This is a genomic window from Camelimonas fluminis (assembly GCF_014656355.1).
Taxonomy (GTDB): Bacteria; Pseudomonadota; Alphaproteobacteria; order Rhizobiales; family Beijerinckiaceae; genus Camelimonas; species Camelimonas fluminis.
This window is the reverse complement of record NZ_BNCG01000003.1, coordinates 238,885-255,938: the sequence shown is the minus strand read 5'-3', so window position 1 is coordinate 255,938 and position 17,054 is coordinate 238,885. Positions and strand designations below refer to the sequence as shown.

Here is a 17,054-nt window from a genome sequence, read left to right as displayed (position 1 = left end):
CCCGGCCTATATTGTGAAAAATGAGCCATTTGACTGACAAGCCTTCGTGGGAAACATCATTCCCGACGCGGCAGACGAACAACAGAGAGCGTGACGTCATGCGGCATGTGTCGCCAGAGACAGTCTCTGCAGGGACCCGCAAGGCGCATCGCCTGCCTGGACATCGCCCAGCCCTCTGGATTGCGCCTGGCGTTGCTGCGGTCATTTGCCTTGGCTTCGCTGGGAGGGCCCAGGCGGAATTCCAGTGGAACCCTTTCAAACCGGGCTTTGGCAAGCAGGTTGCGCCTCAGGAAGAACGTCTCCCGGTCGCGCCCCCACCCGCTTCCCTGACCGCGCCGGGCAAGACGCAGCCAGCGACAGCACCTGGTAAACCGAAACCGCAGAATCCGGCGGCTGCCAAACCCGCGGCCGCCCCGACGCCGGTCCAGGCGACAACATCCCCGGCTGCGCCGCAGCCGGATTCTCCTCAGGCAACGGCTCCCCTGCCACCGAAGCGGCCCGCCAATCTCCAGGGCGCCGCGCCAGCAACCGCCGGCGCGCCCGCGGCTACGCCGCTGCGTCCGGGCGTGCAGGCTGCCGCTGCGGAGGCCGCGAAAGCAGCGACGCGCACGGGCGCAAATCCCGTTCCCACCTCGTCTGCCGAGGCTCTGGCGCGGGTCAATGAATGGCTCAACAGCTATGAGGCGATTCAGGCGCGCTTCATTCAGCACAATGCCCAAGGCCAGAAGGCTGAAGGCTCGCTTTATGTGCGGCGCCCGGGCCAGCTGGTGTTCAAGTATGATCCGCCCAGCACCCTCGAAGTGGTGGCGGATGGCAAATCCGTCGCGGTGCGTGACAGCAAACTGCGCACCAATGACGTTTATTCCATCAGCCAGACGCCGCTGAAGTTCCTGCTGAAGGATCGCATCAACCTCGCCAGCGATACAAAATTGCTGAATGTGGCGACCGACGCCGACGGCATCGTGCGGGTGGCGCTGTCCGATTCCTCGACGCTGGGCGGCACATCGCAGATCACCCTGATCTTCGATTCCCGCGCCAACCAGCTCAAGCAGTGGAATATTGTTGACCCGCAAGGCTACCGGACCACGGTGGCGCTCTACAACATTCAGGAATCGCGGCGGTGAGCCTGATAGGAGCGCCACAGCGTAGTGTGAGCGCGTCCGCCGCCATTAACAATTCCCTTCAGCGGCCACTTGCTCTACATGCGGGCGATCCCTGAGGTTTAACGTCCAGATCAGCGCAACTGAACCGGAAACCGCTGCTGACGTCCTGAACTGCCGGAGCAGCTGTGCCGCTTTCCGTTACCACCTGGAACATCAACTCGGTGCGGCTGCGCGCCGATCAGGTCATCCGCCACATCGAGGCATGTAATCCGGACATCGTCTGCCTTCAGGAAACCAAATGCCCTGACGAGCAGTTTCCGAGCTCCGTATTCCGGCAACGTGGTTACGGGCACATCGCTGTCAATGGTCAGAAGGGCTACCATGGGGTGGCCATTCTCTCGCGCATCCCGTTCGTGCGAACGGACGTGAAGGCATTCTGCGGCCAGAATGACTGCCGTCATATCTCGGTGCGTCTGCCGTCGCAGTGCGCAGACCTGGAAATTCACAATTTCTACGTCCCGGCCGGCGGCGATGTTCCGGACCCGGAGCTTAATCCGAAATTTCGCCACAAGCTTGATTTTCTGGGGGAAATGCTGGCCTGGACTGACGCTGACCAGCCGGCCCGGCGCAACAGCATCCTGGTGGGCGACCTGAACGTCGCGCCTTACGTCACCGACGTCTGGAATCACAAGGCGCTACTCAACGTCGTGAGTCACACGCCAATCGAAACCGAAGCGCTGGAAAACATCCGGGCAACGGCAGGTTTTGTCGACGCCGTCCGCAAACTGGCGCCCGAGCCCGAGAAAATTTTTACCTGGTGGAGCTACCGCTCGAAAGATCATACGGTGAATGATCGTGGCCGCCGGCTGGATCACATCTGGCTATCGCCAGGCGTCGCCGCAGGCCTGGAGGATTTCGTGATTTCCAGGGATGCGCGAAGCTGGGAGCGACCATCGGATCATGTGCCCGTCACGGTGCGGCTCAATCTGGAAGCGGTTCAGCAAGCGGCGGCCTGAAGCCAAATCCGCTCATTTTGAAACAGGCTTTTCTCACGCTCTTCAGAAGTGAGGCGCCGGGGGCGCTGCTCGCGCTCCAGGCGCACAAATCAATATCACATTGCTGGATGCGCCCTATTCCGCGTCCAGTTTCCCCAGACGCTGGCCGATCTGGCCGATCTCATCCGACAGCTGGTCGAGACGGCCTGACAGGCTGTCCCTGACTGCAGCCGCCGACGCCGGAAATTCGACCAGCACGCGCCGCACCATGTCGCGGGGCAACACCATCACTGTGGCTGTTTCCACGGCCTCGGCCCGCACGGCGCGCTCGGTGTCCACATACATGGCCATTTCGTCGAGCAGATCGCCAGGTCCAGCCTCAGCGCGGATATCGAGGGCCAGATCTGCAAGGATCACACGACCGGAGAGGATGGCGACGGCGCCCTCGGCGACGGCGCCCGCCTCGAACAGCAGGTCGCCGGGCTGAAACGTGGCGTGGGTCGCCGCGAACGCCAGCAAACGCAGGGCGTCCGGCTCAAAACCACGCAGTGCAGGCATTCGCGCCAATACGGCGACATCCTGGTCCAGTGACATCAGCTACCAGCCCGCCTGCTTCCTGAAACCGCCACAGCGACTGGCGAGGTGGTCATTCTCCCACATCGCCACTATGGCGCCAGCCTGTACCCCCCGGCTTCGGTCACGAGAATCCGCGCCCGCGCCGGGTCTTCCTCAATTTTCTGACGCAAACGGTAGATGTGGGTTTCCAGGGTGTGCGTGGTCACGGTCGCATTGTACCCCCACACTTCCTGAAGCAGGGTTTCGCGGCTCACAACCTTGCGGTCAGCGCGATACAGGAACCGCAGGATCGCCGTCTCTTTTTCAGTCAGCTTCAGCTTGGAGCCGCGGCTGTTGACCAACAGCTTGGCGCTCGGCCGGAAGGTATAGGGTCCGATGGTAAAAACCGCGTCTTCGCTGGCCTCATGCTGTCGCAACTGGGCCCTGATGCGCGCCAGCAGCACGGCGAACTTGAACGGTTTGACAACGAAATCATTGGCCCCGGCGTCAAGGCTCAACACCGTGTCCGTGTCGGTGTCATAGCCGGTGAGCACGATAATCGGGCTCTTGAACCCGTTCTGGCGCATCACCTTGACGGCGTCACGGCCGTCCATGTCGGGAAGCCCCAGATCCATGACGACCAGATCGACACGACGGTCCCTGACCCGTTCGATTGCGGCGCTGGCCGTTTCGGCGCCCTCCACGGTAAACTCGTCATTGAGCAATAACTGCTCCGACAGGGTGTCCCGCAAATCCTTCTCGTCATCGACGATGAGAATGTGGCTACGATGGCTCAAGCGATTCTCTCCCAGACGGCGCCAGCCCACAGGTAGACCAGGTGGCGACCTTCAGGCAACATCTGGCCCGCAGGTCAGCCAGACTGCGGCTGTTGCTACTCAAGACGTCCAGCATGAAAAAAATTACGCGCGTCGTTGTTTATCAAACTCCAGGTAATCCCAAAAGCGCAACCCTGATTGCAGGTTTCATGCGCTTTCCATGCGTAATCGGCCGAAGCGGCCTGCGGCCTCAGGCGCTGAAAACTGAAGGTGACGGCGTAACGCCCCAGGGACGCTTCCGCGCCCGCAAGATATTCTACCGGGCCGATCGGGTTAAGAGACCCATTACCACCCTCCCTGTCGCCCCACTGCGGCGGACGGACGGCTGGTGCGACTCCGCCGGAGCCGGAGCCTACAACCGTCACGTCAAACTGCCCTGCAAATATGGTTGCGAACACATGTGGCGGGAAGATCATCTCTATGATCTCGTTGTGGAAATCGACCACAACCTGCGTCCGCGCATCCAGGGAAGAGGCAGCGCCGTGTTCATTCATCTGATGCACCCTGGGCGGTCGCCCACCCAGGGATGCGTCGCCCTGCGTCCGCGCGATCTGCGCCTGTTGCTGCGCCTGATATCGCCCGAAACGGTAATCGAGATCCGATAATTTACGCATCGGGGGCGGCGACAGCCACAAAATCCAATGGCGACGGGGGAATGTTCACATTTTCGCGAATCAGCTGGGGATACATGGCCCCGTGTGAAAACACTCAGGCCCTGGACCCAAAGATGGCGCTGCCAACGCGAACGTGCGTGGCGCCGAGCATGATCGCCTGCTCGAAATCGCCGCTCATGCCCATTGACAGCCGGGACAGACCATTCCGCGCTGCGATCTTGCCAAGCAGAGCGAAATGCGGGCTGGGCGGGTCCTGAACCGGCGGGATGCACATCAGCCCGATGATCTCCAGGCCAAACTCTCCCCTGCAACGGGCAATGAAGTCATCTGCGTCAGCGGGCGTTACGCCGGCCTTCTGCGGCTCCTCGCCCGTGTTCACCTGAATGAACAGCTCCGGCTTGCGGCCCGTCCGGTCGATTTCCCGGGCCAGCGCCTCCGCAAGGCTCGGCCGGTCCAGGGTATGAATGACGTCAAACAACGCGACAGCTTCCCGAACCTTGTTGCTCTGCAGGGGGCCGATCAGGTGAAGGGAAACGCCGCCAAACCGTTCCTGGAGCGCTGGCCATTTGCCACTGGCTTCCTGGACGCGGTTTTCTCCGAACACACGATGCCCAGCTTCCAGCACCGGCGCGATCTCCTCCGACCCGAAGGTTTTCGAGACGCAGATCAGGGTGACGTCTCCCCCCTTCCGGCCGCTCTCCGCCGCCGCGCGGTCGCACGCGTGGCGGACGGCGGCCAGGCGCGCGCCAGCAGACTGGAGAGGGGCGGAGGTTGGCGTTGCAGCGTTCATGAACAATCTCTGGCCTGGTCAGGGCGGACGCCGCAGAAGCGCAGGCGGCCTGCGCCCGGATTTGCGACAGGTCGCGGAAAATGAGGGCCCTCCCGAACATCCGGGCGTGTACGGGAACGCGACGCCCTTCGTACATCAGCCCGGCCAGGGAGGGAAATATATGCGTCTCCGACGCTCGCACGGATGTCGAACGGCGCGGCCCGGCGGACGCCGCCAGGCTATCCATGGCGCGCCGGTCATTGCCTTGCGCCCGCGCCGCATTGACCCCTGCCGGCAATCGTGTCCTAGTCCGCGCCAGTTTGACCCGAGCGCCCGTGGGCGCTTGCCGGGGCGGGACGCCGTCATCCGGCAGATGATGAACTGGACCAGGCTGCAAGATGACGCGCGAGCGCTACAACCCGAAGGAAACCGAACCACGCTGGCAGGCAGCCTGGGAAGAGAAGAAGCTCTTCTCAACGTCCAATGACGACGGCCGCCCGGCGTACTACGTGCTGGAGATGTTCCCCTACCCGTCCGGGCGCATCCATATGGGCCACGTTCGGAACTACACCCTGGGCGATGTGCTGGCGCGTTACAAGCGCGCCAAAGGTTTCTCCGTGCTGCATCCGATGGGTTGGGACGCTTTCGGCATGCCGGCCGAAAACGCCGCCATGCAGAACAAGGTGCATCCCGGCGAATGGACCTGGGCCAACATCGCCAGCATGCGCAATCAGCTGAAGCCGATTGGTCTGTCGCTGGACTGGGCGCGGGAGTTCGCCACCTGCGATCCGGCCTATTACAAACATCAGCAGCGCCTGTTCATCGACTTTTACAAGGCTGGCCTGGTCGATCGCAAAACCGCCAAGGTCAACTGGGACCCGGTCGATCACACCGTACTGGCCAATGAGCAGGTCATCGATGGTCGCGGCTGGCGCTCCGGAGCCGTCGTGGAGCAGCGCGAGCTGACGCAATGGTTCTTGCGCATTACAAAGTTTGCCGACCAACTTGATACTGCTCTCGATAGCCTGGACCGCTGGCCCGAAAAGGTGCGCATCATGCAGCGCAACTGGATCGGCCGCTCGGAAGGCCTGCTGGTGCGCTTCGCCATCGCCAACGCCGCGGCGACGCCCGGCGCGGAAGATCAGCGTGATCTGAAGGTTTACACCACCCGCCCGGATACGCTGTTCGGCGCTTCGTTCATAGGCATCGCCGCTGACCATCCGCTGGCGAAGGCGCTGGCGGCGCAGAATCCGGCCCTGGCTGGCTTTATCGAAGATATCCGAAGGACAGGCACCGCCCAGGAGGCGATCGACAGGGCGGAGAAGCGCGGCTTTGACACTGGCCTTCGCGTCGCCCACCCGTTTGATCCCGAGTGGACATTGCCGGTTTATGTAGCCAATTTCGTCCTGCTCGAATACGGAACAGGCGCCATTTTCGGCTGCCCCGCCCATGATCAGCGCGACCTGGATTTTGCCCGCGCTCACGACCTTCCGGTCACGCCTGTCGTTTGCCCGCCTGATGTTGATCCGGCTACATTTATCATTGGCGATGAAGCCTATGACGGTGAAGGCCGGTTGATCAATTCGCGCTTCCTCGACGGCATGTCGGCTCGTGACGCTTATGAGGACGTCGCCCGCCGCCTGGAGACTGCGCAACTCGATGGGGCGCCAATGGGCGAGCGGAAGACCAACTTCCGCCTGCGAGACTGGGGCATTTCCCGTCAGCGTTACTGGGGCTGCCCGATCCCGATGATCCACTGCGACGCCTGCGGCGTAGTGCCGGTTCCAGTCGATCAATTGCCGGTGACGCTGCCGGAAGATGTGAGCTTCGACAAGCCGGGCAATCCACTCGACCGGCACCCCACATGGGGGAAAGTCGACTGTCCGCACTGCGGCGCGCCTGCCCGTCGTGAAACCGACACCATGGACACCTTTGTCGACTCGTCCTGGTATTTCGCCCGCTTCACCGATCCGTGGAACGCTGGCGCGCCCACGAGCGCGACGGCCGTCGCCAGGTTCATGCCGGTTGACCAGTATATTGGCGGCGTCGAGCACGCCATTCTGCACCTGCTGTATTCACGCTTCTTCACTCGCGCGATGAAGGAAACGGGACACGTTGATCTGGACGAGCCATTCACCGGCCTGTTCACACAGGGAATGGTGGTGCACGAGACCTATCGTGACGCCAGCGGCGCGTGGACCGAACCTGGCGACGTCCGCATCGAAGGCTCTGGCTCCGATCGTCACGCGGTTCACGTGAAAACTGGCGAACCAGTCTCGATCGGACCGATCGAGAAAATGTCCAAGTCGAAGAAGAACACGGTCGATCCTGACGACATTATCGCCGCCTATGGCGCCGATACGGCCCGCTGGTTCATGCTTTCAGACTCGCCGCCCGAGCGCGACGTGATCTGGACCGACGAGGGCGTCCAGGGCGCGTGGCGCTTTATCCAGCGCGTCTGGCGCATCACTCAGGAAGTCGCCTCGCTGGAGGCCGGAACGGGCGCAGCCTCTTCCCCGGTGGCCAGGATCCTTCGCAAAGCCGCCCACCATGCTATCGCTACGGTCAGTGACGACGTCGAGAAGCTGCGCTTCAATCGCTGCGTCGCCCAGATCTATGAGCTGGCCAACGCCATCCAGGGCGCCATCAACAGCGCATCGGAAGCGGAGGACGGCTCGGCTGATGTCATCAATGCACTGCGCGAAGCCAACACCGTCCTTATTCAGTTGCTCGCGCCGATGATGCCGCACCTTGCAGAAAGCTGCTGGCAGGCGCTGGGTCATGGGGGGCTGGTGGCGACAGCATCATGGCCCGTTCACGATCCGGCCATGTTGGTGGAAGATGAGATAACCCTGCCGGTTCAGGTGAACGGCAAGCGGCGCGCTGACATCACCGTTGCCCGCGACGCGGACCGCGTTACCATCGAGCAAGCTGCGCTTGCGGCGGACAGCGTGAAGCGGGCTATCGGCGAAGCCGCCGTGAAGAAGATCATCATCGTGCCGCAGAGGATCGTGAATGTCGTCATCTGATAGTGGACGTACGGTTCGCAGCCGCCTTCAGCCGGCGCGTGTGCTGCCATTGCTGGCAGTTGGCGTATCCCTGGCCCTGGGCGGCTGTTTCCGGCCGCTGTACGGGACCTCGCCTACGGGCCATAACGTAGCCGACCAGCTGGCATCCGTGGACGTGGTGGTCCTGCCGAAAACCTCCCAGGAACGCCTTGCCCATTATGTGGAGCAGGAGCTGCGCTTCAACCTGAACGGAAGCGGACGCCCGGCCGCCAAGGCTTACCGGCTTGAACTGGATCTGAGCCAGGAGGTGCTGACATCGTCGGTGAACCAGACCACAGGTCAGGCCGTGGCCGCGATCCTGCGCATCAAGGCCAACTACAAGCTGATTGAGGGCGGTTCCACGAAGGTGCTCGCAGAAGGCAGCGCCAGCGCCTCGGCCGGTTATGACCGCACGCCGCAACGCTATTCCAATCTGCGCGCGGCGCGCGATGCTGAAATCCGGGCGTCAAAGGTTCTCGCCGAGCAGTTGCAAACCAAGCTCGCCGGTTGGTTCGTCTCGCGACCCTGAGAGTAGTCAGGGGGATCTGGATGAATTTCAAAAGAGGAGCGCGCCAACCCGTCCGGCTGGCGCGTTCCTTCGGCTCGTACGCCAGATGCCGGCGACGCGGATTTGCACAAGCCGATCAGAACAGGGCCAGTTAGCCCGGAATGCTGATCCGGCAAGCAGGTACACATGGTTGCTGTCAAGCCAGCTGATATCAACGCCCTTCTGAATCGCACGCCAGATGTCGCTGCGGTGCTGGTCTATGGGCCTGACGCAGGCCTGGTAGCGGAGCGTGTCGGCAAGCTGACCGCCCTCGTCATCAAAGACGACGATGATCCGTTTCGCCTGGTGCGTCTGGATGGCGAGGTAGTAACGGCTGACCCCATGCGGCTGGCTGATGAAGCCAACACCATCAGCCTGTTTGGCGGCAAGCGCGCCATCGTTGTTCGCGCCGGCTCAAAGAATATCGCTCCGGCTTTGAAGCCGGTGCTTGATACGCCGCCTCCGGACGCCCTGATCATCGTGCAGGCAGGTGATCTGGCTCGAACGTCGCCTCTCAGAACGCTCTGCGAGCGCTCCAGGGCGGCTTTGGCCATCCCCTGCTACCCGGACGGGCCGCGTGAGCTCGCGGCCCTTGTGGACGACGTTATGGCCAACCATGAACTTCGTCTGCAAGGCGATGCACGCGTTCACCTTCTGTCGCTCCTCGGGGCCGACAGGCAAACCACGCGCAATGAGGTCGAGAAGCTGGCGCTCTATGCACGCGGGGCAGGCGTCGTGACCATCGAGGATGTCGATGCAATTTGTGGCGACGCCGCTTCACTGGCCATCGATTCCCTCGTCGACGCCACATTCCTTGGTGACATCCCGCGGCTCGACATGAATAGCGGGCGTCTGTTCGCCGATGGCAACGATCCTGGAGTTCTGGTGGGTTTCCTCCTCAGACACAGCCTGATGTTGCTGTCCGCCCGCACCCAGATCGAGCGCGGCGCCCCAGCCGGCCAGACGCTTGACAGGATGCGCCTTCACTTCAAACGAAAGGACGCGATTGAGCGTCAGCTGCACATCTGGCCTGCCCGGGATCTGCTTTCTGTTACGGGCGACCTGGGCCAGGCTATTGCGAGATGTCGGCAAAACGCGCAGATGCGGCATGAGATTGCGCGCGTGTCGATGTGGGCGGTCGCCATGCGCGCAGCGCGCCACCGCACCCGAAACTGAAGAGCGGCTTTTTCAGCCGCTTCAGATCGGCCTGGCAAGGTGCAAAATCTGCGGAACAGATCGCTTCCGCCCTGTTCACCCCCGCAAACGTTGACAGATCATGTCCAGCTGCTGCAGCGAGCTGTAGCGCAGACGCAATTCGCCATTGTCGCCGTTGTGGGAAATGCGCACCCGCGCACCCAGAACGTCCTCAAGAACCTTTTCGAGCGCCCGTGTATCGGCATCCTTGGGCGCCCGGGCGCGGGACCGTGCGGGAGCCGTGTCCGCAGCCTGATCGGCTTCCTCTTGCGCGATGCGTTCAGCTTCACGCACGTTCAGACCATTTTCGATGATCTTCTGGGCTACCGCTTCCGGGTCCGCGACCGCCAGCAACGCCCTGGCGTGCCCAGCAGTGAGATCACCGTTGTTAACCAGTTTCTGAATGGAATCCGGCAGTTTCAGCAGCCGCAATGTGTTCGCGACATGACTCCGGCTCTTGCCAATAATCTTGGCAAGATCATTCTGGGTATAGCTGAAATCCTGCATGAGTTGATCGTAGCCCATCGCTTCCTCGATAGGATTCAGATCGGAGCGCTGAACATTCTCAACGATAGCCAGTTCCAGCGACAGCTTGTCGTCGGCCTCGATGACAACAACCGGAATATCGGTCAATCCAGCGCGCTGCGCGGCGCGCCAACGACGCTCACCCGCGATCAGCTCAAAGACATCGGGCAAGTTCGGTAGTTGCCGCACAACCACAGGCTGAATAACGCCGCGCTCAGCAATCGAAGCAGCCAGTTCTTCCAGATCGCTTTCGGCAAAATTCCGTCGCGGGTTGCGCGGGTTGGGGCGCACAAATTCAATGGCGACCCGACGCTGTCCGCGCACGCCACTGACCTCACCCAAAGCAACATCATTGCTGGCCTCGCCGATCAGCGCCGCCAGACCACGGCCGAGCCGCGGGCGAGGTTCATCAGCCATTTCCGCCGTCCTGTAATATGTCAAACCACCAACTGAAAGACGGGCGCTCAGGCGGCCCGGATCATGCGTTCGCGCGCAATGACCTCGGAGGCCAGCTTGAGATACGCCTGGGAGCCCGCGCACTTGAAATCATACAGCAACGCCGGCTTGCCGTGCGACGGCGCCTCTGACACCCGCACGTTGCGCGGGATCACAGTGTCATAGACCTTATGCCCCATATAGCGTCGAACATCGTCAACCACCTGGTTAGACAGATTGTTCCGGGGATCGAACATGGTCAGAACAACGCCATGAATACCAAGGCGCGGATTGAGCGCCGCCTTCACCTGCTCGACAGTTTTGAGCAACTGGCTCAAGCCCTCCAATGCAAAAAACTCACACTGGAGGGGAACCACAACCGCATCTGACGCAGTCAGAGCATTGATCGTCAGCAGATTGAACGATGGGGGGCAATCAACCAGAACGTAGGTAAACGCCTCAACTCCATCAGCGGCCACCATCGCAGCAATGGCATTCTTCAAACGCTGGGCGCGGTCCCGTTCTGCAGCGATGCCAAGCTCGACGCCAAGCAGGTCCAACGTGGAGGGAGCCACCCAAAGCCCTGGAACGACGGTTTCCTGCGCACACTCAGCAAGGGAAACGCCATCCATAAGCACGTCATATGTCGACAGCCGACGGGCTGGAACATCAATTCCTAGGCCTGTAGAAGCATTACCTTGGGGATCCAGATCAACGATCAGAACGCGCTCACCGATAGCAGCCAGCGCTGTGCCAAGATTGATCGCAGTCGTTGTCTTGCCAACCCCACCCTTCTGGTTTGCCAGAGCCAAGACGCGCGGCAATGATCGGACGATGGATCCAGCGGCAACCTCATCAGACTGATTGGAAGCCGGTTTATCCGAGACAACCGTCGTCATGGCGTCGTTTCCCTGATTGACCTGATCCGCACAACCCGCGCCGCACTGTCTGTCCGACTCGTGATCAATTCGTGCTCCATACTCCAGGATATGGATGCTTGGGTCAACTCCGACACAACATCTTGTCCCTTTGGAAACAGCGCGATAGCGCCACTTCTCAACACGTCTTTGGACCAGTCGATGAGCTGTGAAAGCGGCGCCAACGCGCGGGCGGTCACCACATCGGTGACGCCAACGAAGTCGCCAATGCAGGCTTCAACCCGCTTTTGATGAACCGTAGCTGAGGCCCCGGTCATCCTGATGACATGACGCAGAAAGGCGCACTTTCGGGCGTTGGCTTCCACAAGATGAATATGCCCCCCTGCTTCGGCGAGCAAAATGCCCAGCATCACGCCTGGCGCTCCGCCTCCAGAGCCCAGATCGAGCCAGCGACGGGCGTCGGGAGCAAGCGTAAACAGTTGCGCTGAATCGATCACGTGGCGCCGCCAGACATCCTGAAGCGTCGAGTTGCTGACCAGGTTCTTGGCCTTCTGCCATCGAAACAGCTCATCAACATATATGCCGAACCTGGCTATCGTTTCACGTGAAACAATTCCAAGGGCGCCTAGAACCTCAAGATCCGGTCGCCCAGCTGGATGAACTGAGCTCATGCGATTGACCTCTGGGATGTAAACTTTCTCACCATGGCCGATAGCAACGTTAGCGCCGCTGGGGTTATGCCTTCGATTCTCGCAGCCTGACCGACTGTCTCCGGTTTCACAGCATCAAGCTTGGCCTGAATTTCCGCTGAAAGGCCGGGAATGGAAAAGCTCATCTCACGGGGAATGATAACCGCTTCCGAGCGTCTGAAGGCGGAAATATCGGCCTGCTGCCGATCGAGGTAAACAGCGTAGGTAGCATCGGTTTTCAGCCGCTCACGCGATGCCTCTGACGCTGAAGAAAGACGTGGATCGACCGCTGCAATTTGTTCAAACGAACAATCAGGCCGGGACAACAACTCCATTGCACTTCGACGAATTCCGTCGCGGTTGACCCGAATGCCAATCTGTTCGGCTTCGTTTGGAGTCAGGGTCGCCGTGCTCAGAATTTGTCTGAGCTCATCCAAAAGCTTCTGCTTCTCGGTAAAGCGCCCCGCCCTAACAGTTCCGACACAACCAATGGAGAGGCCAAACGAGGTAAGCCGCTCGTCCGCATTATCCGCGCGCAAACTCAGGCGGTACTCTGCCCGCGAAGTAAACATGCGATACGGCTCCGTGACCCCGTTCGTCACAAGGTCATCGATCAACACGCCAATATATGAGCGACTGCGGTCAAACTGGATCGGATCCAGCCCGCCGCCAAACCGGGCAGCGTTGATGCCAGCAACAAGCCCCTGCGCCGCCGCCTCCTCATAGCCGGTCGTCCCGTTGATCTGTCCTGCAAGATAGAGACCCGGAACCGATCGAACCGCCAAGCTGGAATCCAGGGATCGTGGATCGACAAAGTCATACTCCACGGCATAGCCGGGTCGGACAATCCGCGCCTGCTCAAGCCCCTCCATCGTCCGGATAAAGGCCTCCTGCACATCTCCAGGAAGCGATGTGGATATACCGTTTGGATAAACCAGAGGACTATCCAGCCCTTCCGGTTCAAGAAAAACCTGATGACTTTCGCGATCGCCAAACCGAACGACCTTGTCCTCAATTGAGGGGCAGTATCTCGGACCCCGGCCGACGATATCACCGGAGTACATCGGCGCGCGATGCAAGTTATCCCGAATAAGCTCATGGGTTCTTGCATTTGTACGGGTAACCCCACAGGCGACCTGGGGATTACAAATGGAATCCGTCAATTCTGAGAACGGCTCTGGGGGCGTATCGCCTTCCTGCATATCGAGCTTATGCCAGGCAATCGAGTTCGTATCTATCCGGGCTGGCGTGCCAGTTTTCAGACGCCCTAACGACAATCCCAGAGCACGCAGGCTTCCAGACAGTGCGACAGATGGCTGCTCGCCTATCCGACCAGCCGCATGCTTTTCCCCGCCAATATGGATGCGTCCGTTCAGGAATGTGCCAGTTGTCAGGATACAGGCCTCGCAACGAAGAAATCGTCCATCAGCCAGTTGCACGCCAGCAATGCGCCCATCCCGAAGCACAAGCTGGCTTGCCTCTCCAACCAGGATATCAAGATTTGACCCATAGGTGCCAAGCAGCGACCGTACAGCCCGAGCGTACAACTTCCGGTCCGCCTGAGCGCGAGGTCCGCGAACAGCAGGACCCTTACGCCTGTTCAAAACCCGAAACTGGATACCACCGAGGTCAGCAGCCAACCCCATCAGGCCATCCAGTGCATCAATTTCACGGACAAGGTGCCCTTTCCCTAATCCGCCTATAGCCGGATTGCAGGACATAACGCCGATATTGTCGTCCGCTAACGTAATAATTGCAGTCCTGGCGCCAACACGCGCGGAAGCCGCCGCTGCCTCGGCGCCAGCATGTCCGCCGCCAATTACCAGGACATCGTAGGAAATCGAACTCACGATAACTCCTGTTTCACGTGAAACACGTAAAACCAACAGACTCAAACACTGATGAAGTTCTATCACTTGCCAATGCAGAAAGCTGTAAAAATCCGGTCGAGCACGTCATCTGGGCGCGCGTGACCGGTTATGCAACCAACATGGAACACGGCCTGGCGAAGATCCTCTGCCCACAGAACCAGCTCTGTCCAATCCGTTGGGTTTTCTTCCGTGCCTTGTGGCAACCGGCAAAGAGCGGCCACAGCGGCAGTAAGCGCTTCCCGATGTCGACGCCGTGTAATGGCCATTCCTTCATTGACACTGCTAACGGGCAACGCCTGCTGTATGGCCAAAACCAGCGCATCAACGCCAGCTCCGCTAACCGCCGAAACAGCAACGTCAGCACCAGTCCCCTGTATTGTAGCCTCCCCGGCCCCAAGCCGATCGACCTTGGTCAGAACGTGAATAACTTTGGCTACCAGGGGCGGCGGAATTCGAGACTGGTCAGAATCCGGACCTACGGCGGGCTTCAACCAAAGAACCACGTCGGCAGCATCCAGCTGGTCATTGGCTCGGGCCATGCCGATTTGCTCGACAACGTCACCTGATTCATGCAGACCGGCGGTATCAAACAGCCGAACCGGCAATCCACCCAGATCAAGACGAACTTCGAGAACATCTCGCGTCGTGCCAGGAATGTCGGTGACAATCGCCACATCCCGGCCAGCGAGGCAATTGAGGAGCGTCGATTTTCCGGCATTCGGCGGACCAGCGATGACCACCCGAAAGCCGTCGCGCACACGCTCCCCAATTCCGCGATCTCTCAGCACTGTCTGAATTTCGTCACTCACTTGGGAGGCGATTGTCAGTGCCGACATAAACAGTCCCTCACCGACGTCATCTTCGTCAGAGAAATCGATGTCCGCCTCAATCAGGGAAAGCGCATCAAGCAGCCTATTGCGCCACCTCAGTACGGGATCGCCCAAGGCCCCATAAAGCTGAGATACTGCCTGGCGTCGTTGGGCTGTCGTTTCCGCTTCAACCAGGTCGGCCAGCGCCTCGGCCTGGGTCAGATCAAGCTTTCCTGCCAGGACAGCTCGCCGCGTGAACTCTCCGGGCTGCGCGAGCCGGAGACCCAAATGCTCAAGCTCAAGCGCAAACGCGTCGACCAGAAGCATATTGCCGTGTAGATGAAACTCACCCGCTTCCTCACCGGTCGGACTGCTCGCGCCCGGGAAGTAGAGTACAAGGGCCTGATCAATCGGAACCCCCGTCCGGTCCCTCAGGGTCGAGAGGGTGGCTTTGCGCGACTCGGGAATGCGCCCACACAGCTGCAAAAAAACCTGCTGTGTCTGAGGACCAGATACTCTGACAATGGCCAGTGCGCTTCGCCCAACCGGAGTAGCTGGCGCATATATCGTGTCAGCATCAGAGCCGTATGTGAACTTCATGGCAGCGCTTTCATAACGCCCTGTTTCACGTGAATCATTCGCAGTTCCAGCAGGACACCAACACATGCCCTACAGCCGAAGCGGCGATCCACAGCACAGTTCCCCGTCTGGATACAAAAACGCCAGGCCGGGGCCTGGCGTTGTTTCACGTGAATCATAGACCCGCGTTTCAGGTATTCATCGAATCGAAGAAATCCGAGTTTGACTTTGTCTGGCGTAACTTGTCGAGCAGGAACTCAATGGCGTCCACCGTGCCCATCGGATTCAGAATGCGGCGCAGCACATACATCTTCTTCAGGACGTCGGCGGGAACAAGCAGCTCCTCCTTACGTGTGCCTGAGCGGGTAATATCGATCGCCGGGAACACGCGCTTGTCAGAAACCTTCCGGTCAAGAATGATTTCCGAATTACCAGTTCCTTTAAACTCTTCGAAGATCACTTCATCCATCCGGCTGCCGGTATCAATAAGCGCGGTGGCGATGATCGTCAAAGACCCGCCTTCCTCGATATTACGGGCGGCGCCGAAAAACCGCTTCGGACGTTGCAGAGCGTTGGCGTCTACGCCACCGGTCAGCACTTTTCCGGATGACGGCACAACCGTATTGTAGGCGCGGCCGAGCCTGGTGATTGAGTCCAGCAGGATGACAACGTCCCGGCCATGCTCAACCAGCCGCTTGGCCTTCTCGATCACCATTTCTGCGACCTGAACGTGGCGGGCGGCAGGTTCATCGAATGTCGAGGAGATTACCTCGCCATTCACCGAACGCTGCATATCTGTGACCTCTTCAGGCCGCTCGTCGATGAGCAGTACGATCAGATAGCATTCCGGATGGTTCGTGGTGATAGCCTGCGCCACATTCTGCAGCAGCACCGTTTTACCGGTACGAGGCGGCGCCACGATGAGACCGCGCTGACCTTTGCCTATGGGCGAGACGATATCGATGATCCGCGCTGAATAGTCCTTGCGGGTTGGATCTTCAATTTCGAGACGCAGACGCTCAGAAGGGTACAGCGGCGTCAGGTTGTCGAAATGGACCTTGTGCCGGATCTTCTCCGGATCCTCGAAATTGATCGTGTTGACCTTGAGAAGCGCAAAATAGCGCTCCCCCTCTTTCGGCCCGCGGATTGGGCCTTCGACGGTATCGCCAGTCCGCAAACCAAAACGCCGGATCTGCGATGGCGAGATGTAAATGTCGTCGGGTCCTGGAAGATAGTTCGAATCCGGCGAGCGCAGGAAGCCAAATCCGTCCTGAAGAACCTCTACGACGCCTTCCCCGATGATATCGGTTTCCTGCGCGGCCAGTTGCTTCAGGATGGCAAACATCAGCTCCTGCTTGCGCATGATCGATGCATTCTCGACCTGAAGCTCCTCCGCGGAAGCAAGCAATTCAGTAGGGGTTTTGGATTTGAGATCCTGAAGCTTGATCTCCCGCATGGGGGAATCTCTCACGAATTACAACTCCGGATGGAGTTCTTAATGGAAGGAAGAATAGACCACCGCCAGATGGCGCATACGCTCTGACTGGCGAACATCAAGCCAGGACGCAACAGTTCGGATGGCCCGGATGCGCTGGATTTCCCGTGAAA

Annotated in this window: 15 protein-coding genes; 6 read left to right on the top strand and 9 right to left on the bottom strand. The window is 60.1% G+C overall.

Features of this window, described 5'->3' with window-relative positions:
- Positions 1 to 566 precede the first annotated feature (566 nt).
- Both IE243_RS06380 and xth read left to right on the top strand, forming a co-directional pair.
- Positions 567 to 1,124 (top strand): outer membrane lipoprotein carrier protein LolA, encoded by a 558-nt coding sequence (locus IE243_RS06380; RefSeq protein WP_191318497.1) that lies wholly within the window; start codon positions 567 to 569, stop codon positions 1,122 to 1,124.
- Between the two features lie 164 nt (positions 1,125 to 1,288).
- Positions 1,289 to 2,119, top strand: a complete 831-nt coding sequence (gene xth / locus IE243_RS06375; protein WP_191318496.1) for an exodeoxyribonuclease III — start codon at positions 1,289 to 1,291, stop codon at positions 2,117 to 2,119.
- A 114-nt stretch (positions 2,120 to 2,233) separates the two neighbouring features.
- On the opposite strand, the gene IE243_RS06370 is transcribed toward xth, so the two are convergent.
- Both IE243_RS06370 and IE243_RS06365 read right to left on the bottom strand, forming a co-directional pair.
- Positions 2,234 to 2,692 (bottom strand): Crp/Fnr family transcriptional regulator, encoded by a 459-nt coding sequence (locus IE243_RS06370; RefSeq protein ID WP_191318495.1) that lies wholly within the window; start codon positions 2,690 to 2,692, stop codon positions 2,234 to 2,236.
- A 71-nt stretch (positions 2,693 to 2,763) separates the two neighbouring features.
- Positions 2,764 to 3,450 (bottom strand): response regulator transcription factor, encoded by a 687-nt coding sequence (locus tag IE243_RS06365; RefSeq protein WP_191318494.1) that lies wholly within the window; start codon positions 3,448 to 3,450, stop codon positions 2,764 to 2,766.
- A 113-nt stretch (positions 3,451 to 3,563) separates the two neighbouring features.
- Here IE243_RS06365 and IE243_RS06360 point away from each other — a divergent pair, with 113 nt between their 5' ends.
- Complete coding sequence (locus tag IE243_RS06360) at positions 3,564 to 4,094, top strand: L,D-transpeptidase family protein (RefSeq protein WP_244642856.1); 531 nt, start codon at positions 3,564 to 3,566, stop codon at positions 4,092 to 4,094.
- Between the two features lie 103 nt (positions 4,095 to 4,197).
- Here the strand turns inward: IE243_RS06360 and IE243_RS06355 are convergent, their stop codons facing one another.
- Positions 4,198 to 4,893 carry a YggS family pyridoxal phosphate-dependent enzyme gene (locus IE243_RS06355; RefSeq protein ID WP_191318493.1) on the bottom strand — a complete coding sequence of 232 codons (696 nt, stop codon included), beginning with the start codon at positions 4,891 to 4,893 and terminating at the stop codon, positions 4,198 to 4,200.
- Positions 4,894 to 5,270: 377 nt separating this feature from the next.
- On the opposite strand from IE243_RS06355, the gene leuS reads away from it, so the two are divergent.
- From leuS to holA, 3 genes are all read left to right on the top strand, one after another.
- Positions 5,271 to 7,901 carry a leucine--tRNA ligase gene (gene leuS, locus IE243_RS06350; protein WP_191318492.1) on the top strand — a complete coding sequence of 877 codons (2,631 nt, stop codon included), beginning with the start codon at positions 5,271 to 5,273 and terminating at the stop codon, positions 7,899 to 7,901.
- A complete protein-coding gene (locus IE243_RS06345; RefSeq protein WP_191318491.1) occupies positions 7,888 to 8,448 on the top strand; it encodes an LPS assembly lipoprotein LptE in 561 nt (186 codons plus the stop codon). Before leuS ends, IE243_RS06345 begins: the two co-directional genes overlap by 14 nt.
- Before the next feature lie 165 nt (positions 8,449 to 8,613).
- Positions 8,614 to 9,642 (top strand): DNA polymerase III subunit delta, encoded by a 1,029-nt coding sequence (holA, locus tag IE243_RS06340; RefSeq protein ID WP_191318490.1) that lies wholly within the window; start codon positions 8,614 to 8,616, stop codon positions 9,640 to 9,642.
- Positions 9,643 to 9,717: 75 nt separating this feature from the next.
- Here holA and IE243_RS06335 read toward each other — a convergent pair whose 3' ends face one another.
- The 6 genes from IE243_RS06335 to rho all read right to left on the bottom strand — a co-directional run bounded on the left by IE243_RS06335 (position 9,718) and on the right by rho (position 16,902).
- Entirely contained in the window at positions 9,718 to 10,602 is an 885-nt protein-coding gene (locus tag IE243_RS06335) for a ParB/RepB/Spo0J family partition protein (RefSeq protein ID WP_191318489.1), read from the bottom strand.
- A gap of 47 nt (positions 10,603 to 10,649) precedes the next feature.
- Positions 10,650 to 11,519 carry a ParA family protein gene (locus IE243_RS06330; protein ID WP_280514579.1) on the bottom strand — a complete coding sequence of 290 codons (870 nt, stop codon included), beginning with the start codon at positions 11,517 to 11,519 and terminating at the stop codon, positions 10,650 to 10,652.
- On the bottom strand, positions 11,516 to 12,169 hold the full coding sequence (gene rsmG, locus IE243_RS06325; protein ID WP_191318488.1) for a 16S rRNA (guanine(527)-N(7))-methyltransferase RsmG: 654 nt from the start codon (positions 12,167 to 12,169) through the stop codon (positions 11,516 to 11,518). The genes IE243_RS06330 and rsmG overlap by 4 nt, the downstream gene beginning before the upstream one ends.
- On the bottom strand, positions 12,166 to 14,037 hold the full coding sequence (gene mnmG, locus IE243_RS06320; protein ID WP_244642853.1) for a tRNA uridine-5-carboxymethylaminomethyl(34) synthesis enzyme MnmG: 1,872 nt from the start codon (positions 14,035 to 14,037) through the stop codon (positions 12,166 to 12,168). The genes rsmG and mnmG overlap by 4 nt, the downstream gene beginning before the upstream one ends.
- A 62-nt stretch (positions 14,038 to 14,099) precedes the next feature.
- Positions 14,100 to 15,467 carry a tRNA uridine-5-carboxymethylaminomethyl(34) synthesis GTPase MnmE gene (gene mnmE, locus IE243_RS06315; RefSeq protein WP_191318487.1) on the bottom strand — a complete coding sequence of 456 codons (1,368 nt, stop codon included), beginning with the start codon at positions 15,465 to 15,467 and terminating at the stop codon, positions 14,100 to 14,102.
- A 169-nt stretch (positions 15,468 to 15,636) separates the two neighbouring features.
- The gene (rho, locus tag IE243_RS06310) at positions 15,637 to 16,902 is read right to left on the bottom strand and encodes a transcription termination factor Rho (RefSeq protein ID WP_191318486.1); all 1,266 of its coding nucleotides are present in this window, start codon (positions 16,900 to 16,902) and stop codon (positions 15,637 to 15,639) included.
- Positions 16,903 to 17,054 lie beyond the last annotated feature (152 nt).

What these genes read in the sequence shown, in the direction of transcription:
- IE243_RS06370 (WP_191318495.1), bottom strand. Translation starts at nt 2,692, where the DNA reads ATGTCACTGGACCAGGATGTCGCCGTATTGGCGCGAATGCCTGCACTG.
- IE243_RS06360 (WP_244642856.1), top strand. Translation starts at nt 3,564, where the DNA reads ATGAAAAAAATTACGCGCGTCGTTGTTTATCAAACTCCAGGTAATCCC.
- IE243_RS06355 (WP_191318493.1), bottom strand. Translation starts at nt 4,893, where the DNA reads ATGAACGCTGCAACGCCAACCTCCGCCCCTCTCCAGTCTGCTGGCGCG.
- leuS (WP_191318492.1), top strand. Translation starts at nt 5,271, where the DNA reads ATGACGCGCGAGCGCTACAACCCGAAGGAAACCGAACCACGCTGGCAG.
- IE243_RS06345 (WP_191318491.1), top strand. Translation starts at nt 7,888, where the DNA reads ATGTCGTCATCTGATAGTGGACGTACGGTTCGCAGCCGCCTTCAGCCG.
- holA (WP_191318490.1), top strand. Translation starts at nt 8,614, where the DNA reads ATGGTTGCTGTCAAGCCAGCTGATATCAACGCCCTTCTGAATCGCACG.
- IE243_RS06335 (WP_191318489.1), bottom strand. Translation starts at nt 10,602, where the DNA reads ATGGCTGATGAACCTCGCCCGCGGCTCGGCCGTGGTCTGGCGGCGCTG.
- IE243_RS06330 (WP_280514579.1), bottom strand. Translation starts at nt 11,519, where the DNA reads ATGACGACGGTTGTCTCGGATAAACCGGCTTCCAATCAGTCTGATGAG.
- rsmG (WP_191318488.1), bottom strand. Translation starts at nt 12,169, where the DNA reads ATGAGCTCAGTTCATCCAGCTGGGCGACCGGATCTTGAGGTTCTAGGC.
- mnmE (WP_191318487.1), bottom strand. Translation starts at nt 15,467, where the DNA reads ATGAAGTTCACATACGGCTCTGATGCTGACACGATATATGCGCCAGCT.
- rho (WP_191318486.1), bottom strand. Translation starts at nt 16,902, where the DNA reads ATGCGGGAGATCAAGCTTCAGGATCTCAAATCCAAAACCCCTACTGAA.